General features: G+C 49.3%; 15 protein-coding genes. 3 read left to right on the forward strand and 12 right to left on the reverse strand.

Annotated features, from left to right (window positions below):
* Positions 1–509: 509 nt before the first annotated feature.
* Entirely contained in the window at positions 510–794 is a 285-nt protein-coding gene (locus P2H89_RS11020; protein ID WP_275826794.1) for a hypothetical protein, read from the reverse strand.
* A gap of 7 nt (positions 795–801) precedes the next feature.
* Here P2H89_RS11020 and P2H89_RS11025 point away from each other — a divergent pair, with 7 nt between their 5' ends.
* A complete protein-coding gene (locus tag P2H89_RS11025) occupies positions 802–1,146 on the forward strand; it encodes a hypothetical protein (protein ID WP_275826795.1) in 345 nt (114 codons plus the stop codon).
* Between the two features lie 609 nt (positions 1,147–1,755).
* Here P2H89_RS11025 and P2H89_RS11030 read toward each other — a convergent pair.
* The 8 genes from P2H89_RS11030 to P2H89_RS11065 all read right to left on the reverse strand — a co-directional run bounded on the left by P2H89_RS11030 (position 1,756) and on the right by P2H89_RS11065 (position 10,634).
* Positions 1,756–2,673: a bestrophin family ion channel gene (locus P2H89_RS11030; RefSeq protein ID WP_275826796.1), complete on the reverse strand. Its 918-nt coding sequence runs from the start codon at positions 2,671–2,673 to the stop codon at positions 1,756–1,758.
* Positions 2,618–3,187, reverse strand: coding sequence for a hypothetical protein (locus P2H89_RS11035; protein WP_275826797.1), 570 nt, complete (start codon positions 3,185–3,187; stop codon positions 2,618–2,620). The genes P2H89_RS11030 and P2H89_RS11035 overlap by 56 nt, the downstream gene beginning before the upstream one ends.
* Before the next feature lie 238 nt (positions 3,188–3,425).
* Positions 3,426–4,799, reverse strand: coding sequence for a HAMP domain-containing sensor histidine kinase (locus P2H89_RS11040; RefSeq protein ID WP_275826798.1), 1,374 nt, complete (start codon positions 4,797–4,799; stop codon positions 3,426–3,428).
* A gap of 2 nt (positions 4,800–4,801) precedes the next feature.
* On the reverse strand, positions 4,802–5,479 hold the full coding sequence (locus P2H89_RS11045; RefSeq protein ID WP_275826799.1) for a response regulator transcription factor: 678 nt from the start codon (positions 5,477–5,479) through the stop codon (positions 4,802–4,804).
* A 185-nt stretch (positions 5,480–5,664) separates the two neighbouring features.
* Positions 5,665–6,288: a hypothetical protein gene (locus tag P2H89_RS11050; protein ID WP_275826800.1), complete on the reverse strand. Its 624-nt coding sequence runs from the start codon at positions 6,286–6,288 to the stop codon at positions 5,665–5,667.
* Between the two features lie 115 nt (positions 6,289–6,403).
* The gene (locus P2H89_RS11055; RefSeq protein ID WP_275826801.1) at positions 6,404–8,776 is read right to left on the reverse strand and encodes a TonB-dependent receptor; all 2,373 of its coding nucleotides are present in this window, start codon (positions 8,774–8,776) and stop codon (positions 6,404–6,406) included.
* Between the two features lie 135 nt (positions 8,777–8,911).
* Positions 8,912–9,622 carry a LytTR family DNA-binding domain-containing protein gene (locus P2H89_RS11060; RefSeq protein WP_275826802.1) on the reverse strand — a complete coding sequence of 237 codons (711 nt, stop codon included), beginning with the start codon at positions 9,620–9,622 and terminating at the stop codon, positions 8,912–8,914.
* A complete protein-coding gene (locus tag P2H89_RS11065; RefSeq protein ID WP_275826803.1) occupies positions 9,600–10,634 on the reverse strand; it encodes a histidine kinase in 1,035 nt (344 codons plus the stop codon). Before P2H89_RS11065 ends, P2H89_RS11060 begins: the two co-directional genes overlap by 23 nt.
* Positions 10,635–10,864: 230 nt before the next feature.
* Here P2H89_RS11065 and P2H89_RS11070 point away from each other — a divergent pair, with 230 nt between their 5' ends.
* Positions 10,865–12,892 (forward strand): hypothetical protein, encoded by a 2,028-nt coding sequence (locus P2H89_RS11070; RefSeq protein ID WP_275826804.1) that lies wholly within the window; start codon positions 10,865–10,867, stop codon positions 12,890–12,892.
* Between the two features lie 68 nt (positions 12,893–12,960).
* Here the strand turns inward: P2H89_RS11070 and P2H89_RS11075 are convergent, their stop codons facing one another.
* The gene (locus tag P2H89_RS11075) at positions 12,961–13,557 is read right to left on the reverse strand and encodes a nitroreductase (protein ID WP_275826805.1); all 597 of its coding nucleotides are present in this window, start codon (positions 13,555–13,557) and stop codon (positions 12,961–12,963) included.
* A gap of 226 nt (positions 13,558–13,783) precedes the next feature.
* Here P2H89_RS11075 and P2H89_RS11080 point away from each other — a divergent pair, with 226 nt between their 5' ends.
* Positions 13,784–15,052 carry a retropepsin-like aspartic protease gene (locus tag P2H89_RS11080; RefSeq protein ID WP_275826806.1) on the forward strand — a complete coding sequence of 423 codons (1,269 nt, stop codon included), beginning with the start codon at positions 13,784–13,786 and terminating at the stop codon, positions 15,050–15,052.
* A 39-nt stretch (positions 15,053–15,091) separates the two neighbouring features.
* Here P2H89_RS11080 and P2H89_RS11085 read toward each other — a convergent pair whose 3' ends face one another.
* Entirely contained in the window at positions 15,092–21,226 is a 6,135-nt protein-coding gene (locus tag P2H89_RS11085; protein ID WP_275826807.1) for a T9SS type A sorting domain-containing protein, read from the reverse strand.
* A 244-nt stretch (positions 21,227–21,470) separates the two neighbouring features.
* Entirely contained in the window at positions 21,471–24,041 is a 2,571-nt protein-coding gene (locus tag P2H89_RS11090) for a TonB-dependent receptor (RefSeq protein WP_275826808.1), read from the reverse strand.
* Between the last annotated feature and the right edge of the window lie 142 nt (positions 24,042–24,183).

Below are 24,183 nucleotides of genomic sequence, written 5' to 3' on the forward strand. Positions count from 1 at the left end.
AACTTAATTCAATGCCCGGAGGACTCGAATGGTTGCTCATCATCCTTGCAATGTTTGGCATTGGATGCTGAGTCAGGTCCGGGTTACTTGTAACCGGCTGTGCATTCAGAAGCCTTCAGCTGCCGTTTTAGGCGGCCTGCAGCCGGCCTCCGGCAACGAGGCGCAGCATTGGCCCACACAGCAAAATCTCCCATAAATTTTGGCAGTTAATTGAAACTGATTGCACCCAAGCTGGGCGCACTACGCTCCTTTTGGCCCCAATGGATGCTCGGGTTTGGTAAACGATCCGGACGGCATACCGGAGGTTCAAATTGGGTCCGCCTGACGCTTTAATTCGATCTGCGGACCGCCCTGCAGCAAATAGCACCGGAATTCTGCCCGGCTTAAGGAGCCAAATTTCGCCCGCCTGACGCTTTGATTCGGTCAGCGGACCGCCCAGCCAACAATATTTGAAGTGTTTTTCGGGCCTCGCTGCTGGCCCATTTCTGGTTTCTCGCTCTATAACTCCATCAGGCGCCTTTTTGAGCCAGGTAAACATCCCAGAGGTCGGCCATGGTTTTGCCAGCCACATTGACCCATAAGATCGGGCCACGCACGAATTCATTGTCTTGCGCCGGATCCAGGTCCTTCAGGAGCTTACTGGCCAGGTCGCTCATCGAATACCGGTTGTTATTCCATTTCAACATTCCGTCTACTATAGTCACTTCGTACTGCGGAAATTTGACGCCGCGGTAATTCTGGAAAATAACCCGCTCGTTTTCTTTCAACAACCCAGCCCTGAGTAGCTCGGGCAAACTGGTCTTGGGTTTCTTTTTGTTTTTAACCGGATTGCCAGCGCTATACTTAGAAATATTAGAGTTTCCGTCCGCTTTTACCGCTGCGGGGTCCAACATCGCCTTGTTATTAGATGAAAACAGGGAGGAATGGGTATTAGAATTAGAATTAGAATTAGAATTTGTTTCTAATGACTTGTCTTTAAGAGTATTAGAATTAGAGCTGCTAGCGTTAGAATTAGAGTGTTGCTCTAATGAGGCAGGCCGTTTAGAGTTTAGTTCTAATGATTTATTAGAGTTGTCGACGTTTAGAGCGGTATTCTTATCTTTTTCTCCCACATTAGAGCTGTTTCTTTCTAATAATTTAGAATAGAAGTCCCTTAGCTCCTGCCGCTTGTCCTGCACAGGCGTAGCACTAGCCTCCTTGGTCATTTCATTAGAGGAAATGGCATTAGAATTATTAGGCTCTACCTTAATATGTTGATTATCAATTGATTTGATGGTAATTCCCAGGAGCCTTTTTATGGTATCCACTGGCTGCTCCTCGTAGGGAATTGCTTTAGACTGTAAGAACCGGTAGGTCTCCTCGTCGATATTGATATTGCGCATCTGGGCCATTTAGACCAAAACTACCCAAGATTAGAAAGAACAAGACCATTACTTATACACAGCACTTACCGGTTTTGGGGAAATCCGGGTGAAAGCCAGGCATTTTAGGCGTAAAAATGAAGGCGCTGAGAATCGCGTATATGAAAACAAACAAGACCTGGCGCCGTATACAGAACCCGGTTAAAGGCGGCCAAAATCGACCTTTTAGCAAAGCTGGGCGACAACCAATACTGGTCTTGCTAGCAGACGGCCGCCAGACTGTTCCAGGCGGCTATACACCGCGACTAATTCGTCGAACCCACCATCCGGCTTCCTACCAACACGAACGCCCGGCATAGACATGCCAGGCGTCATTTATTGTTATGGTGTAAATCTACAAAACGTAAAAGGCTCTCGCCGGACGCTCGAACTCCTGTTCGGGCATCTCCTGGTCGCGGATCATCTGGCGCAGGTCGCGCTCGATGTTCCGGGCGATGGTCGTCATCGGCGTATCCGTGGGCTTGTTCTCGAAAGGATCCTGCAGGTGGATCGCCATCTTTTCGATCAATAAGAACGAAGCCGACACCGCCATCACCAACGGGATCTCCAGGAACCCGAAGTATTCGATCACGCCAAATGGCAACAGCGCTATGAACAGCAACAACGAGAAATGGATATACAAGCTGTACGTGTGCGGGAATACCGTATTCTTGATCCGCTCACATTTGCCCATCGCATCGCACAACCGGGTCACGGTGCGGTCGAGTTCTACCTGCTGGTAACGATTGATCCAGCCATTCTCCAGCGCCCGTTTCAGGTCGCGCCCATGCTGTTCGAGCAATGCTGCCGGCACATTTGTATAATGCCCCAGAGCCTCCATTTCGCGTTTGCTGAGGTATTTGTCGAGCCCCTGCCGGGCCGATATTCCACGTAAACCCTGCCCCAGGCTATAACACCAGGCGATCTGCCGGCGGATCACCCGGTCGCGGAAATAATGTACATCGTCGCCTTCTTCCGCGATATCGGTAAAGGTCAGTATCTGGCGAGCCAGTGTCCGGGATTCATTCACGATGGCGCCCCAGATATGGCGGGCTTCCCACCAGCGATCATAGGCCTGGTTACTCCGGAAACCCAGCAGCAGCGAGATCACTGTGCCCAGCAAGGCCGGTATGGCCAACGGTATCGAGATTGGTAGCACCTTATCGAACTCATGCAACAGGGCAATGATGGTGGTGTAGATCAGGATGACCAATAGCTCATACTGTATTTTGCCGAATATGTAGCGAAAGGGAATGTTCTTCTTTAACAGCATAATTTCTTTCTTTGGTGTAAGTATTTTCTTCCATCCTGAACTCAGTAGCCTCTGGCTGAGGAGCCGTTTCTTCGGCTACTTTGCGTTTGGGCTTGAACTCTTTCATCATCGGTATGCCGCCTTTCTGGAACATCGGTACCGGATTTACGCTGCCGGTATGCACGGCCTGGTACACATAGAAATCGGGACAAATGATGAGGTCTATATCATTGGCATCGACAAAATTCCTGAATACGGCTGCTGTATTACCGTATTGATGCCGGATCACGATACTGCGGATAGCTTTGGGATGCTGGAGCTTGACCCTTTTACAGGCGTTACGGAATGGCTCGGTCACCAGCTCTGCATAAGGCAGCTTCCCCTTGAGGTCGTACAGATCACTTACAAAAAAGGGAATCTCGAATGCATGGAACAGGATGATGTTCAGCGACTCACCTTCCAGCGATTGGGCGGTTTTATCAACCAGTTCAATAGACGCTACAGAAAAGTCTGTAGGGATTAATACATTTCTCATCGTTTCTTTTTTGTATCAACAATTGGTTATCGGATACAAAAGTGCAACGTGGCCATTAGGCTGGCTTAAGCCTCCAATTAGAAGCTGGTGAGATGATGATTAGAAACTGATAAATGACATTAAAGCGCCATAAGAAGAAGCCCTATTTAACATAACTAATTACGGTGGAGTTAAAAGGAGCCATCCGATGATGCTGATCGGCGGATCGATTGGATCGGTTTCCCGCACGGTCCAGAGGTCACCCCAAAGCCGGCACAGTCACCACGACGGTGGTACCTTTTCCCTCGCTCGACTGCACCTTAATATCACCCTTGTGCAGGCGAAGAATGGTGTGCGTAAGGGGTAGTCCGATCCCATACCCTTCATAGTGGTTGGTATTGGTAGCCCGGAAGAAAGGGTCAAAAATATGCTTCAACTCCCCTGCCGGGATGCCGATCCCTTCGTCGACGACCACGATCATGATGCGCTTTTCGGAGTATGTTAGCGACAACAAAACTGATTTATTATCAGAGTACTTACACGCGTTTAATACAATATTACTCAAAGCCAGGTGCAACAGGTGATCACTCCCCTGGGCAGTGATCTGCCGCTCGTCGTCGGGCATGTGGAGCGAAATCTTTACCCGGTTATTGGGCTCTATTTCGTCGGTCGTGTGCTTCACATTCATGACCAGTTCATCCATCCTGATAAGCCCCCACTCCTGCTTCATGCCATCGAAACCCGACTGCGCCAGCTGGAGTAAACTCTTCGTAAGATGCTGGAGTTTCGAAGCCTCATGCTGGATTACCTGTAAAGTTTGCTTGTATTCCTGCTCGGTGCGGAACTTCGACAGGGCAAGCTCCGATTCGCCGATAATCGTCGTAAGTGGTGTGCGGAATTCGTGGGAGGCATTGCTCACAAAATTGTTCTGGGTTTCGAAAGAGGTCTCCAGGCGGTCGAGCATGTTATTAAACGTCTGTGCCAGCTCGGTAAGCTCATCCCCGCCTCCTACTTCCGGTAAGCGCATGTGCAGGTTGTGCGCACTAATGTCCTTCACCTGGTGGGTGATGTTACGTACCGGATAAAAGACTCGCCGGGAAAAGAACAAACCAACAGTAAAAACGACGATAACACCCATAACAAATGTGATAATCAGCGCTTCTTGTAGATTCTTTATTAGCTTCTCTCCGTACACATTTATGGCCGAACTGATCACCAGGAACTGACCTCCCTGTTTATTACGGTACAAAATTCCAGCGTATTCTACATGATCTACAGAGGTGTAAGCTGTGCGTCCGTCGGACTTGGCGATGGTTTGGTAAAAGGTCCAGGGGAGCTTGGGGCCCGGGTCGTTGCTGACACTTTTGGTGGCGCTATCATACCGGAGGATATAAAACTGCTCGTAAGGCAAAGCGGTGAGATATTGCTGCCGGAGCTCCTGGAAGGCCGCGGTGGATGATTCATCCTTGTCCAGGTGAATGCGGGCCGTGATCCTGGCCCGCAGCTCGAGCCGCTTGTGAAAATCATTGAAGGTAAAACGGCTGGCGAAGTAGTACACCACAATACTGAGGAACAGGATGATCCCGGCGGTGACAAGCGTAAAGAGCAAGGCCGTTTTTACCTGGATCCTCATGCCTATTGCTCTTTTATTATATAACCCATTCCAATAACGGTATGAATGAGTTTGCGGTCGTGGTCGTTGCCGAGTTTCTTGCGCAGGTAATTGACATAAACATCCACCACATTAGTGCCCATGTTGAAGTCGATGCCCCAAACATTCTCCAGCAATTCTATGCGCGACAGAACGCGGCCGCGATTGCGAACCATGAACTCCAGCAACCGGTATTCAGTAGAGGTAAGCGTGATCTCTACTCCGTGCCGGATGACATTCCTGGCAGCGGTATTGACGGTGATGTCGCCGATGTGCAGAAGGTCGGTCGATTTGGCGCCACCCGACTTGCGACGGTTAAGCGTCCGCAGCCGGGCTTCGAGCTCAGCAAACTTAAAAGGCTTTACGAGATAATCATCGGCGCCGCCGTCAAGCCCGGCCACAATATTCTCGGTGGTACCAAGGGCGGTCAGCATCAGAATGGGCGTATCGACCCCATCGCGCCGGAGGCGTTTACACAACTCCAGACCGTTGATGCCGGGTAGCATGATATCGAGGATCATGACATCATAGGCACTGGAAATGCCCATATCCAACCCGGATTTTCCGTCGGGCGCTACGGTCACCGCATAGCCGCTCTCACTTAAACCTTTTTTGACCATAGTAGCCACAGACACCTCATCTTCAACCAGTAATATCTTCATGCATTTCCGTTTAAAAAAGCATGTCCGATGGCGGACCTGCTACTGAACCACAGCAAAAATAACTGGTATTGAGGAGGGCAGGAATTAGAAAGTGATAAGAAAATATGGGGTGCTGCGTGTTGGAAAAGCCACCCAATTGGGGTCACTGTTCAACGGTGTCGTTTTGCAGTCAGGGACTGGCGGTTTCAGGCCAGGGCCTGAAACCGATCCACTACGACCGCCATCTCGACGGAGCTATCGTCAACGCCATCCGACAGCAAGCCGCCCTCTTCGGCAAACAAGGTGATCATCACCTGGTGGCCGGCGTTCGGTGGCGGCACACAATTATGGGTGCCGGCTACAGGTGCTGCACCCAATACCGGGTAAGCCACTTGTCGCTGACTCCCCTTCACCAATTGTACTGCATTGTGTAACACCCTGGCACCTGCGCCGGCAATGAGTTTCGATACCGGCATCGTACGGCTTACCTGTCGCCGTATCCGGTACCAGCAATCCTCTATAGAGACATACTTAATATTATCCATGATCGTATCGAGTCCCAACCTGCTCACCACATCCTGCGCACCATCGCCCCCGCCCACCCAATACAATGCCGCTTCATTTCCGATATCCTCCTTGATCGCTTCATGCAATATGGCCTGCTCCGCATACATCAAGGTACCCACCCCATAACCATTCGGCCGATTGACTTTCCGGTCACCAGGCAACAGTCGCTTTCTACTTCGCCAGGGTTCGTGCTGAACGCCCGCCAGCATTTCTACTGCAGGCATAATCATCAATACACCGATAAAAAAGGGAATCTGCTTCATTTTTCACCGTAGGTTTTTACAAAGGCCCCGCGACCAGGCTCATCCTGCCGATCCTAACCTTACCAAACCAACAAAGACGCCGGTCGCAAGGGCCAGTGGTTCTTCTTATTTAATCCTAAAACTGCAAACGATAGAGTATGTCCGGGAAGAAACCCACCTGGTTCACCACCCCTACCTGCTTCATCACCCGGTTATACCGCTGCATGAACGCATTCTCGCGGTTGGTCACGTTCTGGATATCGAGGTAGAACGTGTGCGACAGTTTACGCTTCGCACTATTGAGGCGAATACCAAACCTGGTGTCCAGCCGCAGGTAATCCGAAAACTGCAAGCTGTTGTACTTCGTTTCATCAATCTGTTCGAAGCCACTCGAGTTTGAACGTTCGATATCCACCGGCGTATAATACCTGCCGCCCGACTGTGTTGCCTTGATATCGATCGTGAATGCATTGCGTCCATCGCGCCCCATCTTCCACTCCTTGCCCGCCAGCACATTCACCACTGCCTTATTATTAAAGGTAGAGTTGCGTTCGATGCCGTCACTGCCTTTATACTTTGCATCGAAGATCGACGCCGTCGTAAGCAGGTAATACCCTCTGCTAAAGAACTTTTCGAGGGTCAGCTCTATGCCCGTATTGCGACCCGTTCCGCTATTGACCAGTCCGGCCTTTTCAGGAAAGGTGAAATCGGCCCCACTGTTCAGCACCGAAAAGCCACTCGGCGTGCGCTCTACCGGCGCATTGCTGATCGATTGGTGATAAGCTTCGAGCTTGACCCGCCAGTCGCGGGCAAAGGCCCAATCGTACCCCAACACATAATGGTGCGCCCGGGTAAAGCCGAGGTCACGGTTGCGCTGATCGTAGGTTCCATTGGGGAGGCGCTCCTGATAGAGGTACACAGGCAATGGCTGTTGCTGGTGGTGCAGGCCATAACTAACCGTCAGCGTCTGATTCGATGCCAGGGCATAACTCAACGATGCCCGCGGTTCAATGGCTGATGTTTCATTGAATCCATACCAGATCCCATGCAGGCCAGCGTTGAGCGATAACTTATCCGTAAAGCGATACTTGCCCTGTACATAAGGCTGCAGCAGCCAGGCACTACCATCATAATCGCGAATGGTTTCCCAATCCGGACGGTCCTCGCGCGTTTGGAGGTAGGTATCCAGTCCCTGCAGTTCGGCCAGCAAGCCACCCCTCACGGTAAAGCGGGCATTGATCTTCGAATTGACAAAGGAGGAGAACCGGAGCCCGGTATTCACCGTGCTTTGATCGGTGAGGAACTGACGCTGCGATAAAGAGTCATAATATTTATAGATCGACCCTTCGTTGCTCACATAAGAATAAGAAACAAGGGTACGGAGATAACTGTTGCGGCCGAGATCGAGTGTATGTTTTAATCCGATTACACCAATGCGCGATTTGAAATAGGCATCTTCATCTTTATTGGCGAAGAGATCGGTAGAGTCGAGATCGGCGCCGATCATGTCGATGCTGCTGATGCCCCCCATACCGAACAAACTAAACTTACCCAGCTTACCCTTGGCAAAATTGAGGTGAAAAATGAGGTCCTGGTATTTGGGCACCGCTTCGGTACCAATATCGAACCCGAGCGACTGACCGATCTGCGCAAACGAATACCGGTAACCAACGAGGAAGGAAGAGCCATTTCCTTTTTTCCCGAGTGGACCTTCCAGCATGCCTTCGAGCCCGCTGAACATATTGAGCTGGATGGTCTTCTCAAATTTGTCTTTGTTACCGGTGCGCAGGCCGATGTCGAACACGGCGCCGGTGGCATTGCCGTATTCGGCCGGGAAGGCGCCGGTGTAGAAATCGGAGTTCTTTAGCGCATTCGTATTAAGCGCGCTTACGGGTCCGCCGGTGGTGCCCAGCGTGGAAAAGTGATTCGGGTTAGGAATAGGAATGCCTTCCATACGCCACAATACCGCGGTGGGCGAATTGCCACGCACCACGATATCATTGCGCGAATCGTCGGTATTGGCCACGCCGGCGAAATTGCTGGCGAGCTTGGCCGGGTCATTGCGCCCGCCGGCGTAGCGGGTCACATCTTCCATACTGAATGAGCGGGCGCTGCTGCCGGCAAATTCATTGGAGGCCATTCCCTTCCGGGTTCTTCCTGCGGTTACGGTTACGGCATTGAGTGCTGCGATCTGCTGGTCGAGCGGCACATCGAGCACAACCTGCTTGCCGGAGGTTACCAGCACCTCTGGTATAGTAACCGTTTTGTAACCTATATAGGTAAAGGAAACATGGTGCCGACCGATCGGTACGGTGGGCAAAACAAAGCGGCCGAGCGAGTCGGTGGTGCCGCCGATGCGAAGGCCCACCACGCTCACCGATACGTTGGCGAGCGGACGCTCGGAAGCTTTGTCGATGACGGTGCCCGTAACTGTTTGGGTATTGTTTTGTGCAAGGGATGGCAGGCTGCTGAGCAATGCCAGCAGCAAGGCGACAAGTGAATTTTTCATACAAGGTTGATATTACTGGTATAAAATTGCCGCGTGCTTACTACGTACAAAAACGAAGTATACCAATAACACCAACTCTGCGACATTTCTACCTAATGTGTAGACAACAGCAAAAGGCGTTACCCCTACGAGGGCTCAAATAAGCTTTTGCGGATCGATGATGCGAAAGAGATCGTCGCGATAAGAATCGCTGATGGGTATGATGTGCTGATGAATGTAAATGCGGTTCTTGCGAATAGAAGTTATCTTGTCGACTGAGATGATATAAGACTTATGAATACGTACAAAACGGTTGGCCGGTAACTTCTCAGCAATCGACTTCATAGGTAACCGGGTGATGACAGCTTTATCGCTACCCTGCAGGTAGATCTTGATATAATCTTTAAGTCCTTCTACAAAATTGATCGCATTCACTTCGATCCGCACGAGGTTGTATTCCACATTGACAAAGAAGTATTCGGGTGCTGAATTGACAGGAGCTGGCGTAAGGTAATCGGCCGCCTTATTCACCGCTTTAAGGAAACGCTCGAAGGCTACCGGCTTCACGAGATAATCCAATACGTCGAGGTCGAACCCTTCCAGTGCATAATTCTTATAGGCCGTTACAAAGATCACCAGGGGCCGCGCCGGCATGGTGGAAATGCTTTGCAGGAACTGGGTTCCCGTGATGCCGCCCATCTGGATATCCAGAAAGATGAGGTCTACCGGTTCACGACGCATGATCTCGAGTGCTTCATAAGCATTGAAGCACCTGCCCACCAACTGCAGAAAGGGGATGCGCCGGATATTGTCTTCCAACAACTCGAGCGAAAGCAGTTCATCATCAACAGCCAAACAACGAATCATGCAGTTGTAGTTTTAGCGATGCATTGAAATATACCCCTTCTTTCCGGAGGCTCATGGTATGTTTTTGCGGATACAGGATGCGGAGCCGGCGCTCGAGGTTGACGAGTCCGATACCAGAGGTCTTATCACGCGTATCGTGCACCGCATCATTGTATTTATTATGCACCGACAGGTGCAGCTCGCGCTGGTCAACGAGCAGCCGGATATCGATCTCCGGCTCGTGGATCATGCCAATGCCGTGCTTGAAAGCGTTCTCGATAAGCGGTATCAGCAGCATCGGCTCGATCGAAGGATCGGCTGGCTGTGGTTTATGCACGGTGAACATGATCTTCACATTGTGCCCGAAGCGGAGGGTTTGCAGGTCGATATAACTCTGTATATAGTCTATCTCTTTGGAAAGGCAGACCTTCTCCTGGTCAGACTCATATAGCATATAATGCATCAGGTTGCTGAGCTCCATCAAAGCAGGCTCAAGCTTATCGCTCTTTTTCCGCGCCAGTGCCACCAGGCTGTTGAGGGTATTGAACATAAAATGCGGGCTTACCTGCGATCGCAGGAAAGACAGTTCCATGGTCATACTTTCCTTTTGCTTGTGCTCGAGCTTGAACACTTCCATCACAAAGCGATAGGCGGTGCCAGTACCCATTACGAACAACACGATGAAGAACTTCACGATGATATGCGCCCATAGAAAGCTAGGCGGCTCGGGCAATAATACAGAGGATAGGTACCCCGATAGGCCAGCGATGAAAAGACAGGTAGCAATGGTGATGCACAGGTAGGCCGTGATCCTTTTGCGCATGAGGAAATAGGGGTACAAAATATAGGCGCTGCTGTAACAGGCGATGGTGGCCAGGGCAGTCAATACGATGGAAGGCAGGTTATAGAAATTATAACCGCCGCCAGGAGCGGCTTCCTTGAGAGGCATGAGAAAGATAGGCACCAGTACTATGATCGTGGTAAATAGTACGTGCAGCAGGATGTTCACCAACCTTTTACGGGATATCTGCATCTAATAACAAAAATACCCTTTTCGATCCACCGATGGGCATGGGTTATTGAGTGGGACCGGGATTTTGCGACAAGATGACCATCTGTGTCGACAAGAGCGGGTTTGCCGAAAGCAGGGCATACACGGGGCGTCTGGTGAATGTGGCGGATAGACTTGACCGCCAGACAATTTCAAGATATATTTGTCCGGAACCGCCTACTAATTATTGCATTTATCATTAATATCTTCTAATGAAGTTCAGTTTGTTTTCTCCTCTTTTACTCCTCGTGCTGGCCGGTTGCGCCGCCGAATCGGCCGAAAGCCGACAGGCTCCTGCCGGTACGCATCTTATTAAAGTAACGCCCGGCCGCGACCTCTGGAACATCACGGCACGTAAAAACCCCGAACTGCTGTTCGACAACAGCGTCGCGGAGAACAGCAAGATGGACCAGGAGTATTACATGAACAACGCCTTTGCTTCGCCCATGACCTTTTTCATTTCGTTGGGCGACAGTTGTTACGATAAACTATCCATCGATTATTTCCATGGCTACGGCGCCAGCAACTGGATCATAACTGTATATGACAGCAACCGGGTAGAGAAAGGCACGGCAAAGTTTGGCGGCGGCCGTAATCAATGGGAATTGCTGCAAAGCAATTTCAGCAGCATCGCCTCCCCTATCCGCTTCATTAAATTTGAAACCGTCGATCCTTCTTCCGATGTACGCGAGGTCCGCATATACGGAAATGCGGTGGCTAAGTGCTCGCCGATTGCACCGGCCGTAGCGGCCGTGCAGCTGCCCGATCCTGGCTATCATTTTCAGGGTGGGTCGGCCATTGGCGGCAAGGACAATAACTATATGAAGCTAAGCAGTGGATTACCCTTGTATGGCTCCTTCCGTTCTCCCTCCAATGTTTTCGTATGGGCGCACGATATCAACGCACCGGTTGACCGGCAAACATTCGAGATCGACAAGTACGGCGATTTCGCCAAGGCAACGCTCAACTTTCACAAGCAAATGGGTACGCCTGTTATGCTGTACATCAATGGCGCCAACGTGAAGCATTTGCCCGGCCTGAAGAATGCAGACGATTACAACGCCCTGTCGGTATCCAATAACTTCAAGGATATTCCGCCAGGGTCAGACAGCACAGCCTACGAGCCCTGGACCAAAAACCATGGCCGCATGTGGAAAGCGATCACTCATATCTGGGGCAGCAATAAAAACTCCTCGCTGGGCAGCAGCTATAAGGTATATGGTAAACCAGGTACCAATGTAGGCGCCGGTCAGGACCTCATCAAGGTATTCGAGATCGGTAATGAAGACGATAAGAACTGGCTGGGTACCACGGCCTACCACTCCCCCACGGTTATGTACCAGAAATTACGCGTGGCCTGGGATTCCATCAAGTCGGTGGACCCTGCTGCCAAAGTATACCTCGGCGCTTTGTTGGGGGCAGATACCACCCGTTGGAAAGCGATGTATTTCCTGCACTACTGGCAAAATCCCGGCAAGGCATTCCCGGCCGATGGCTTTTGTTTCAACCAATACATCAATAATAACTATGGTGGTCAAAGCCATGGATCAAATGCCCATGCCGTGAGTCCTGAGCAGTTCCAGGTTACGGAGCGCATTACCGCTTACCGCAATTTCCGCGACCGTTATTTTCCCGGCAAGGGTTTGCGGTGGACGGAGATCGGTTATGCAGTAGGCAACAGCGACTACTTTGTAAAGGCGGTTCCCGGCTTTGCCGATACGCTCGTAACCGCCAATTTCATGCTGCGCACGCTGGAGCGCGCAGCCGCCGTAAACAATGGATTGGAGTCGGTATACAATTACTTTCATACTTCTGATGGGTCGGGCACGTTCGGCACGATGTTCATGGTGGTTGAGAAGTTTGACCCTACCACGTATGCCTATAGCGGGTCGCACCGGATGCCGATCTGGTACTGGTATTCCGCACGTATGAGTGTACTGCATGATTACAAAGGCTGGTCGACGATGGTAAAGAATGGCGACAGCACAGGAGTTACTGTTACGAGGTACGACCATATAAGCAACCCCAAACAGAAAGTGTACTACGTGGTGCGCGGTACTTACGACGGTTCTACTTCGAAGAACTATACGGTAAATGTAGGTAAGGCAGTCAATGCTGTGCTGGTGACGATGGAGTATGGCCAGGAAGAAGGGGTGCGCAAGCCGCTGCCCGTGAAGAATGGTTCGGTCACCGTGCCGGTGGTAACGGAGGGGCCGCAGTATATCATTACATCAGAGTAAATGAATCAACGTTGATAATCAAAGGGGCCCCGCGAAGATCGCGGGGCCCCTTTGATTATTGAATGTCTTTATTTAATCCAGTGTACTTTTTCTTCGATGGGATCACGCTGACCGTCAGTACCGGGCACTTTGATATAGCCGAGGTAGAAGAACCCCATCAGCTTATCCTCCGGGGCAAGGTTGAAGAGGGCTTTGGCTTCTTCGATGAAAGTAATGCCACCGGTGCTCCAATAAGCGCCGAGGCCATAGGCATGAGCCGTGAGGTGCATGTTCTGTACGGCGGCGGCAGTGGCGGCAATCTCTTCCATTTCGGGAATATCGGCATGGCGTTTCATTCCGATGGTAATGATATGTGAACAAAGCAGCGGCACCTGCTTCATTTGTTCGTACTTGCCTTGTTTGAATTTAGGTCCGGCAAACTCCTGGTAGATAGCGGCCTGTTGCTCGGCCAGTATTTTACGCCCTTCACCACTAAAGACAGCGAAACGCCAGGGCTCGGTGCGTTTGTGGGTGGGCGCCCAGTTTGCATTGTTGAGTATTTGCCAGATAATCTCATCCGGTATGGGCTTGCCGGGGTCGAATTGTTGGGTGAAGACGCTACGGCGGGTGCGGATGAGTTCATTGATAAGGACAGCTTTGGACGATATGGATTGAGAGTCGATCATGTGTTTTCCTTTGGGAGGCAAAGATAGCCCCGTAGCGGGTGGAATTTTTACGAGAGCGGGAAAAGCTGGGCGGGCGTGCCAGCTCTTCCTCCCTTCGACGGGCCAGCTTTTCAAAGGTAACGGGCGTACCGCCCCAACTCATGACAGGTTTGCGACAATTCACATATCCTTAACTAATATTCTGGTGTTGTTTAATACTACTTTGCCACCTGAATAACCTTTTATTATGAGAGTTCTAATCGTTGCCGTGGTATTGATGGTCACTTTTGCCCTACACGCGGAAACCACACCGTTGGATAGTTTGCTGGAGCGCAGACAGTATTTCCAGTTGCGCGAGGCGTTGAACAAGGACCACCAAAAAGACCTCCCTCAGCACCGGCGGTTGTACCTGCAGGCCTTTACCCATAATTTCTTCCACGAACTCGAGTCTTCCAATGCTGTTATCGACAGGATCTTCCGGCAATACAGTAGGCAGTTTTCCGATAAGGAGCTAGGCAAACTACTCGGCAAAAGGATCGACAATCATGTGAAGCTATTCCAATATAGTGCTGCACACCAGGCGAGCGAACTATTACTCTCGAAATACGGCCATACGCTCAATGAGGAAGACCGGAAAGATGTGTTGAACTCGGATATCATCTGGAAGGGACTGGTGAATGTGCCTGCCCAGCGAACGCTGGTCAAACAGGATACCCGTATCTACTATTTGCGCGACAGAGCCGGCCTCATCAACGTACCGACCACCTTTCGCGATAGCACCTATGACTTTGTATTCGATACCGGCGCCAATCTTTCGGTGATCACGGAGAGCTTTGCCGCGAAGGCAGGTTTGGATGTGATGAATGTCGTGTTCAAAGTTCGGGCGATCACGGGCATCGAGGTGGATGCGAAACTGGGCGTGGCCAGGCAATTGAAGCTGGGAAATATAGAGGTAGAGAACGTCGTGTTCATCGTTTTTCCCGACAGTGTGCTGTCATTTGCCGGCGGTGCCTATAAGATCAATGGCATTATCGGCTTTCCGGTGATCGAGCAGTTGCAGGAAGTAAGGATCGATAAGGCAGGCTTTATTGAAGTGCCCCGGGAAGCGGTCAATAAGTCTATCCGGAATTTCGGGATCGATGAGCTGACCCCGGTGATCAATATCGGCGTGAATAGCGACCTCTTGCCTTTTACTTTCGATACAGGTGCCCAAATCACGGATCTGAACGAGCCGTTCTATCTTCATTATAAGGCCGATGTAGAGGCTTCAGGTAAGTTGGTCGATATGCAACAGGGCGGTGCGGGCGGCTATGCGACTTCCAAGGCCTGGCGTGTGCCGGCCACCAGGTTCATGGTAGGCGGCGACACGATCACAGTGCCCAACCTCAACGTGAAAACCAGCAGTGCCAATAGCAAGGACCGCTTCTATTACGGCAACCTGGGACAGGATGTGATGTCGAAGTTCAGTGAGCTGGTGATCAACTTCAAATATATGTATGTTGATTTTGTGAAATGATCGTGGTGAATAGATGAAAGCCCGTATGAGCCATGACCATCACTGCACGATCAATTTCCGCGTTGTAATTATCTTATGGTTACTGTCGGATACCTGAACATAATATATTCCTTTTGATAAATGGATTACCGACAATACGTCACCGCTTTTCACATCCTTGCGCAGTAGAACCTGTTTGCCCCGGGCATCAAAAATCGCCACTTGTGCTTGCCTGGTCCCCCACCTGTTAAAGGTGATCTTTACTTTATCATTTGCAGGGTTAGGATAAACCAAGATATCTGCTTCATTATCATCCGGATCGCCGATGGCAGTTACCACCGGAACTTTATAATCAAATTTATTCGAAAACGGGCTCACGCATCCATTTTGTGTTACCCGCACACTGTACAGACCATCCGCTCCAGGTTTGTATCGAAAATTGGTGGCACCCGAAATAGCCGTTGTTGTGTCTATGTACCATTGATTTCCGAGAAGGCTGGAAGACATAAGGCCGTCATCTCCGATGTATACAACCTGCGGCTTAACGGGCAATGGCTTCACCTCCACCTCAACAGTATCATTAGCGGTACATCCTGCTGCCGTTTTCACTGCCACATAATAAAGCATTGAAGCGGCAGGGCTCACCGTTGGGGTAGCCAATGAACTGGAAAACCCTGCGGGCAAGGAGGTCCATTGATAAGTATTGCCAGCTTCAGCAATTCCAATTGTGACACCGCTTCCCTGACAAACGCTCTTATCGGGTCCTGCATTTACCACAGTTGATGTGACCCTGACCTGAACAGTGTCAAATGCTGTACAAGTCGCCCCTGTGACTGTAAGATAATACGTGGTATTGATCAAGGGTGCTACTACCGGGTTGGCAGCACTACTGTTAAACCCTGCCGGGAACGAGGTCCATTGATAAGTATTACCAGAAGCGGCCATACCGATAGAGACGTTGCCCCCTGCGCAAATTTCTTTGTCGGGGCCGGCGTTCGCCGTTAATGTCAACATGCTCACTTCAACGGTGTCATAAGCCGTACATCCAGCTGCATTGGTTACCGCCAGGTAATACCGTGCATTTGCCGTTGGAGTAATTACCGGATTAGCTAAAGAACTTGAATAATTTCCGTTCGAATTTGTCCAACGATAGGTGTTCCCGGATTCAGCTGCAGTTCCGATTGTAACACTGCTTCCCGGACAAACCTCCTTATCAGCTCCTGCATTGGCAGCAGCGGATAATACCTTTATGCTAAGCGTATCAAATGCTTCGCACCCCATTACGTTCTTTACATGCAGAACATACTTAATATCAGCCAGTGGGATAACACTAAAGTAAGAGGAAGTGGTTTTTAGTCCTGCAGGTATCGACGACCATTCATAACTGTTCCCAGGCAAGCCACTGTGTGTTATGACGACTACATCCCCCCGACAAATAATCTTATCGTTCCCTGCATCAGCCGTTAAATTGGCAACAAACACATTTACTGTATCTAAAGCGACGCAGCCATTTCCATTTCTCACCGTTAAATAATAGGTCGTGTTCACAGCCGGACTTACAGATGGCTCGGCCAATGAGCTGGTAAATCCGGCAGGTAAGGACGTCCATTGGTAGGTGTCGCCAGTCGCTGCAGTTCCAATCTTAACACTATTTCCGAGACATACATTTTTATCTCCTCCGGCATTGGCATTCACAGCATTCACCCGAACAATTACTGTATCATATCCTACACAGCCTCCCGCATAGGTAACGGCAAGGAAATACTGTGTGGTAACTGTAGGGTTAACACTGGGGTCAGGTATTGAGCTCGTAAATCCAGCGGGATAAGAAGTCCATTGGTACAGGTTACCTAACCCAGGAACTCCAATGGACGCGGCGGAGCCTTTGCAAATCTCCCTATCGGGCCCGGCGTTTGCTATCGGTTGATTAAAGACATTGATATGGACAGTATCATAAGCTACACAGCCCGAAGCATCGCGAACAACCAGATAATAGGTGGTACTTACCATCGGAGTTACGACCGGATTCGGAACCGCACTCGTGAATCCAGCCGGCAACGAAGTCCACTCACATTCATATCCAAAATCGGCCCTGCCAATCTCTGTTCGTACTCCCGGACAAATGCTCTTATCTGCCCCTGCATAGGCAACAGGCGAGTTTATTTTTATGTTAACGGTATCAAATGCGAAACAACCCGTCGCATTTTTCACCACGAGAAAATAGGTAGTGCTTATTGCCGGAGAGATAGCGGGATTTGAAGTAACGCTGGAGAAACCAGCCGGCAGAGATGTCCATTGATAGGTATCTCCACTAACCGCGACACCAATCGTCGTGGCGGAGCCTTTACAAAGCACCCTGTCTGCTCCCGCATCAGCCGTCGGCACACTTAAAACTTTTACCACTATTGTATCCTTCGTAACGACACCGGATGGATTGGTAAGACTTACGTAATAGGTAGTATTGACGATTGGTCTTACCTCTGTCGTTGGGGTCGATGCCGACAAGCTACCATCGCTGGCGCTCCAGGAATAGGCAAAACCATTAGGGTTGCCTAGCCCCAATGTAACCGGACTTCCTGCGCACAGCAGCGTATCATTTCCTGCCTTGGGATAACTCGTGATCGTTCCACAAAGATCCTGATTGATCCTGGCATAAAAGCCTCCCTTATCGCTTGCATTAATCAAACTGCCAAATATTGAATATTGACCGTTTCCGCCATTATTATGATCACTGTTTCCTCCAATTAACAGGTTATTTTTTCCATCGATGTACAGGCTGTTGGGGTTCATGTACCCACCTGCATTCACTCCGCTTGTTTGAATTTTTACCAGATGACCACTGGAGTCATATCTGGCCAGAAAAAATTCAGACGCGGTTGTCGTCAGATCGACCGGAGCCGTTCCGGCAGAGGTGAATTTGTAGTTATAATACCTTTGCCCCATTCCAAACGCACTGCCGGCTACATACACTTGTTCCCCATCACAATAGATCGCCGATCCGCCGCCGTTGTAGGCATACCTGCTTCCCTGGGTCCAAATGGTTTTCCCCGCGGGCGAAACTTTTGCCATGAAATAACCGCCATAACTCGCCGCCGTTGTTGTGCCATCAGTATTATGAATCAAAAATGACTCGCTCAAATCAGATCCCGATGATGAACCGGTCAGGTAAATAAAATCTGAAGGATCAATAGCAATCGAATTTATAGAGTTCGATAACGCACTCGTTGGCATGTTCCATACCAGTTTACCCATACGATCCAGTTTCAACAAGTAGCCCAATACAGCTCCCCCCGAACTACTTCTATAATCAAGCGGTGTATTAAAGGCATCCCTTATTTCTACCGATCCTTCATAGTAGCCGGAAACAATTACACTGCCATCTGTATTAAAGGCGACATCCGAAAATGCCCGTCGTTGATTTACTGCTCCATTGTGGGCCTTTACACTCCAATTATAGTTACCGTTGGTACTGATACTGAGTATGAAATTATTTTGGTTGTCATTTGCGTAAACACTGTTGGGATACGCCATGATTGGCGAGATCGTACCATTTTGGTAGTAAGACAGGTTAGCCAAACAGGATCCCACAACCACGACCTGATCATCCCTTAGCACTATCTTGGTTGGGTAACCTCCCCCCACAGGATATCCCTGCCAATTCGCCGATGGGTCGAACAGCAGTGTATGCCAAATATATTTTCCATTCGGCCCAACTTTCATGATAAAGCCGTTTGCTTTGTCATAGGTCGGCAAACTGGTGCCTGTTTTAGGTACCATCGTCATCGAATCGCCATTATTGAAATGGAACCAGGTAGCAGCATGACAATATCCTGCGATATATGTATTTCCATCCTTATCTGTAACAGCCGAATTGATGTTGCCCCCGATTATGTAGTCCACCCATTTCAATATGCCATCCCGGGTATATTTTGAAAGGTGTGAAACGGAGCTTCCTGCTATTTTTTTATGAACACCATACCTGCTTTTTATCAGCGGATTATTTCCAATTCCACAGATCAGGTAACCATCGTTAATATCCCTTCGCATATCTGTTTGGGTACCGGACAGCTCATAAGTGTCATCGTCTGTGGTATTATTGGCATAGCAGACCTCTTCCGGCTTCGGCTCACGGAAAATAAATACAGCGTCTCCTGTAGCAGTATCTGCACAGCCGTAATTACTGGTGCTAATTAAAGACAGTCTCTTTTGCCCGCCACTGCTATAAGTAATATTGACTGGCGACGGGGAGGTAGATCCACCAGGACTTGCATTACCGGAAAAGCTCCATTGATAGGTGGATGCCTCTATTGAATAATTAGAAAAATTCACGGGTTCATTTTCTGCCGCGTTTACTTTATCCGCTGCGAATATCGACCGGGTATGCTCCACTATTAACTTCACTCCTTGCGTAAGCATGTGGGTTCGTGCAGTAGAAAGGTGGCTGCGGGTAGCCCAAACATAATACATCCCACTTTTATTGATCGGAAGGCTTGTAAAACGAAGGTCACCTCCATTTCCCTTGCCACCACCAAAGGCAACATTCTTATCAGCATTCCAAAGCTCATACCGTACATCTGCTTCAGTATTTGAAATAATAAAATCAACCTTCTCTTCTTTGCACAATATGGTGTCTACTGCTTTCACTGCCTGATCGGACCTTGGGTCCGCGAGAAATACAAATCCCCCCTTGGAACCACTGGTACTATTATTGAAGACCTTTACATCACCGCTGGCGCCTGCACCTACCAATGTATAGATCTCTGTTGCCGATCTTACCTCGAAGTACCTGGCAGGCACACCGCCAAATGTGACGGCATTTACATTCACAAATCCGGTACCCCGAATTGTGACGGCGACATTGGCGTAGCCAACCTCCGGTGTAAAAGACGTAATGGCAATAGGTGGGCTAAAATTTATGAATTGAACCGAAGTATCAGAATCCAGACCATTCCCAACAATCAGCATAATAGTATCCTGCAAAACCGACGAAGCATGTATATAGTTACTATGATAGGTACCTCCCAGGTACGTGCCATTTTTAAACCACCTATAGGTGTAACCCTGGCGGGAATAATTTACGAGATTGACGACACCCGTGGCGGAAGTATTGCTTACATCTATCCGAAAGTAAGCCTTTGGCAAGGTACCGATACCTCCGTCTGTGGTCGCCAACAAACGGCCACTGTAACCGCCGGCCCATCCTATATTACTGTTTACGAAAGATAATGCCAGGAAGGGGCCATACTCTCCCGGGGATTGGTTTTCATTTTTGCAATATTCCCAGGTTTTGCCATGATCTGTAGTTTTTAATATTCCCGAGGCGTTCGGTGCAAGAAATCCTGTGCTGTCATTGAGGAACAACATGTCATTTCCATATGCAGGTACTACGTTGGGATCATTCATTTTCGACCAAAGTCCACCTCCATTAACTGTTTTATAAACCTGGTTCAAATCACCGTCAGACAGGTACCCGATCTGGTCGGTAACAAAATGAATGTTGTTGTAGTTCGGGTAGGCACTACTGGCAGACGGTGGCTGGTTGATCCACAAAGAACCACCGTTGACGCTTTTATAGAGCTTATTGCCACCAGAAACAAACAATATAGCAGCCGAGGGACAGCTTAATTTTCTTAAGCGTTGGTCTGGAGAATTCAGGATTGGAATCCAGGATTGACCTCTATTGAGGGTTTTTAGCACCTGTTCATGATGAACCGCGTAACCGACTGTTCCATTGCCTGGGAATTCAATATCAGTGATGCCCTCATTAAAGTCCGAAGCATTAAAATTCACGCCAATATGAAACACCAACTTCCAGTTCCTCCCGCCATCGGCGGAAAAAAGAATGGAAGGCTCAGTCCCAAAATGTCCATAAGTGAGCAAAGAATCTGCAGAAAATGCAACCACTCCATTGGTTGTAAATCCGAAAAGAAGCCCTACGGATTGGCCGTTAAAATCAGTATTGGCAAAGCTAATCGTCCGCCCGACAAAAGTCTTTCCACCATCCTGGGTAAACCCGATATAATTTTTGAAAGCGACGTAGCCCGTTGCAAAGCTAACGAAAGAAATGCCGTTGATACGCTCTTCGGGGTCGGCGCTTTTGTAAATTTCCCGAAACTGAGAAAGTGCAGGCTGTACACTGAAGATCACTAGCAAGAAAGATAAGAAAAGGCGATCCATTTTCTTTGCAGATAGCATGGTTAGGGCGGTTGAGGGGCTAAAAATAAGAAATTAGCTACAGAAATACATCAACGTCAACAACAACCGAAGAGTTAGATTGAAGGGCTAGCCCAGGTTGGTTCTCCGCCTTTCTGCCGCTTAAACCATAATGCAGAACAGGTGTTGCAATTGGCCCCTGTTAAAAGCTCGGAGATTAAGGATTTATACAAAATGCCGGTGCCCATGGGTTGGGCACAGGCACACTTTAATAAAAAAAAGCATATCAACCTCTATCACCGCCTTCTTCAAAACCGCCACCATCGTTATTACCCTTGCGTTTGAATAGGTTGAAATCAGCCTTACCAAACTTGTAGGTGAAGGTTACCCGGAAGCTGCGCACGTTGCGGCGGCGGTAAGAGTCCTGGTAAAAGCTTTCGGTATCATAGATGGTTCCCCAGCGACGGCTGTTGAACACATCATTCACACTAAACGTGAGCGTTCCCTTGTTGCCTTTCAGGAAATCTTTACGCAGGGCGGCATCCACGCTGTATTGATCTTTGCGCTTGCCCTGGGGCAGCACTTCGGGCGATTCATATTCGCCAATGGCTTGCAGGCTCAGTTTATTCAATAGTTTCGTTTTGCTGTTGATGCGGTAATTGGCGATCAGTTTGGCTTCCCAGTTGAACCCTTCATTACTGAGGTCGAGCTTATCCATCCGCGCATTCACCTTCATGTACTGCAGGCTCACCGTAGGCGTGAAATCGAAGTTCTTACCTATTTTCTGCTGCAGGGTCAGCTCACTTCCCCATACATTCTCATTGTTTGCATTGATAAAGGTATTCAGGATCGCATTGGGATCAACTGCAGCGTTGTTCAGCTGTTGGTACTGAGCGTCGGAAATGGTATCGCTGTACTGGGTAATTTCTCCTTGTGTATTACGGTAGTAAATAACGCCCAGGAAACTACCTGTACCATAGTTTTTATTATAGTTGAACTCGAAGGAGTTGGTGAACTCCGGTTTCAATCCAGGGTTGCCCTGACGCAGGTTGAGCGGGTCGTTGATGTCTACGAACGGATTCATCTGCCAGAAATTGGGCCTCCGGATACGGCGCGTATAATTCACCTGAATATCTTCACTTTCACTGATCGATTTGGTGATGAATAAACTGGGGAACAGGGCATCGAATATATTGTCGAGTTTTTCGGGATAGGAGTATCCGAACTTCTTCGCACTGTCGATAAGTTCACCATCGAACTTAGATATCTCGGCCCGCAATCCTACCTGATAAGTGAACTCCCCGACCTTGTTGCTGTAGGTACCATAGGCTGCATTCACCATTTCGCGGTACTTGTAATTGTTGCTGAGCGACAACTTGGTCTCTGTTCCATTAGCCACTGAATAGGCATTGTAGGTGCTTCGGTAGTTATTGATAAAACTGCGCACGCCAGCCTCGAACTTGCTGTGATCGCCTTTGGGATCGATAAAATCGACCTGTACAGTGACCTGGTCGTTGTCGTCGCTCCCATCATTGCGTACAACATTGGTGGGAGATGCGACCGTGCCATCCGGATTGAAATAATGATTGGTGATGAGCGAACCGCTGTTGCCACCACCCGTATTGTAACTAATGTCTGCACTCAACTCCTTGCCAGCTTCCGAAAACTTATGCTTATACAAGAACTGAGTATTGTAACGATTAAAATTATTGCTACCATTGGCCAGGCGGTCGCCATATTGCGTAAGGTCATGGCTAAGATTGGTATACCGCTGCTGCTGGGTTTCGTCGTTGCGGTCGTTGCCGCTCACGATATTTTGCGAGAGCGTGAACGTGTTGCGATTGTCCATGAAATAATCGACGCCAAAACGCACTGAGCCGAATTTGCGCAAGCGATCCGCCTCCGATTCCTGGTTAAAATAGTTCTGTATTTCGCCCGCCTTTTTGTTTTCGCGGTAAGACTTACTCTTAGCAATACCACCGTTCTGGTTGTAGTTGCCGCTTACGAAGAAGTTGAATTTGTTTTGCCGCAGGTTGATCGACAGGTTGCCATTGAGGATATCGGGGTAACCGGCACCTATCGAGGCAAGGCCATTCAATCCCAGCTTCTTATTCTTCTTGAGGATCACATTGATAACACCTCCGGTGCTGGCAGCATCGAATTTGGCGGAGGGGTTGGTGATCAGTTCTACTCTTTCAATATTATCGGCGGGTATCTGATCGAGCGTGAGGATGGTTGGACGACCATCTACAAAGATCTGGGGTGTGCTATTGCGGAGGGTTACATTGCCATCTACATCCACATTTACCGAAGGGATGTTTTTCATGACATCGATACCTGTACCACCAGCCGCGGTAAGGCTTTTATCTACATCGAAGAACTTACGATCGATACCCATTTGCAGGGCGGGTTTGGTACCTGTTACAGTGACGACATCGAGCGTGGCAGCATCCTGGTCCATCTTGATGTTGCCGAGATCGGTTTCATTGCCTGCCTTACGGTTGAAGGCTACTTGTTGGTCGATCGGCTTGTAACCGATAGCGCTGATGGTGAGGCGAAACTTGGCGGCTGTAGACAGTCCTTCCACGCTAAAGTCGCCATTGGGTTGAGAGAGCATGCCACCCACCAGGCTGTCTTTGGGTGCGCCAGCAGCATCTTTGACGATCATGAACAAGCGTACGGAAGCTGCTTCTACACCCTTGCTGTTCTTGCCATCCACAATGCGGCCATACAGGCGCCCTTCTCCACCAGGACCATTGGAGCCACCGCCGCTACGTTGCCCGCGGTTTTGGTTGCCTTGTGCAAATACAGTGATAGTTACTAAAAGAACGCCAAACAAACTTCCTATCTTTTTCATTACCAGGTATAAATTGTCGTCAATAATGATTTGATTCTCTTTGAGATATAGTTAGACGACAACAGGCATGCATCCTTTCGGCCAATGACCTTAGACTGCGATCGGAAGCCTTCTTTTGGCTAGTCTTTAACATTTGTGAAGC

The organism is Paraflavitalea sp. CAU 1676 (assembly GCF_029223285.1).
In the GTDB taxonomy this organism is placed as follows: Bacteria; Bacteroidota; Bacteroidia; order Chitinophagales; family Chitinophagaceae; genus Paraflavitalea.

Bases quoted from the DNA above. Each gene is read 5' to 3' on its own strand.
- P2H89_RS11030 (WP_275826796.1), bottom strand. From the start codon at position 2,673: ATGCTGTTAAAGAAGAACATTCCCTTTCGCTACATATTCGGCAAAATA.
- P2H89_RS11035 (WP_275826797.1), bottom strand. From the start codon at position 3,187: ATGAGAAATGTATTAATCCCTACAGACTTTTCTGTAGCGTCTATTGAA.
- P2H89_RS11040 (WP_275826798.1), bottom strand. From the start codon at position 4,799: ATGAGGATCCAGGTAAAAACGGCCTTGCTCTTTACGCTTGTCACCGCC.
- P2H89_RS11045 (WP_275826799.1), bottom strand. From the start codon at position 5,479: ATGAAGATATTACTGGTTGAAGATGAGGTGTCTGTGGCTACTATGGTC.
- P2H89_RS11050 (WP_275826800.1), bottom strand. From the start codon at position 6,288: ATGAAGCAGATTCCCTTTTTTATCGGTGTATTGATGATTATGCCTGCA.
- P2H89_RS11055 (WP_275826801.1), bottom strand. From the start codon at position 8,776: ATGAAAAATTCACTTGTCGCCTTGCTGCTGGCATTGCTCAGCAGCCTG.
- P2H89_RS11060 (WP_275826802.1), bottom strand. From the start codon at position 9,622: ATGATTCGTTGTTTGGCTGTTGATGATGAACTGCTTTCGCTCGAGTTG.
- P2H89_RS11065 (WP_275826803.1), bottom strand. From the start codon at position 10,634: ATGCAGATATCCCGTAAAAGGTTGGTGAACATCCTGCTGCACGTACTA.
- P2H89_RS11070 (WP_275826804.1), top strand. From the start codon at position 10,865: ATGAAGTTCAGTTTGTTTTCTCCTCTTTTACTCCTCGTGCTGGCCGGT.
- P2H89_RS11075 (WP_275826805.1), bottom strand. From the start codon at position 13,557: ATGATCGACTCTCAATCCATATCGTCCAAAGCTGTCCTTATCAATGAA.
- P2H89_RS11080 (WP_275826806.1), top strand. From the start codon at position 13,784: ATGAGAGTTCTAATCGTTGCCGTGGTATTGATGGTCACTTTTGCCCTA.
- P2H89_RS11085 (WP_275826807.1), bottom strand. From the start codon at position 21,226: ATGCTATCTGCAAAGAAAATGGATCGCCTTTTCTTATCTTTCTTGCTA.
- P2H89_RS11090 (WP_275826808.1), bottom strand. From the start codon at position 24,041: ATGAAAAAGATAGGAAGTTTGTTTGGCGTTCTTTTAGTAACTATCACT.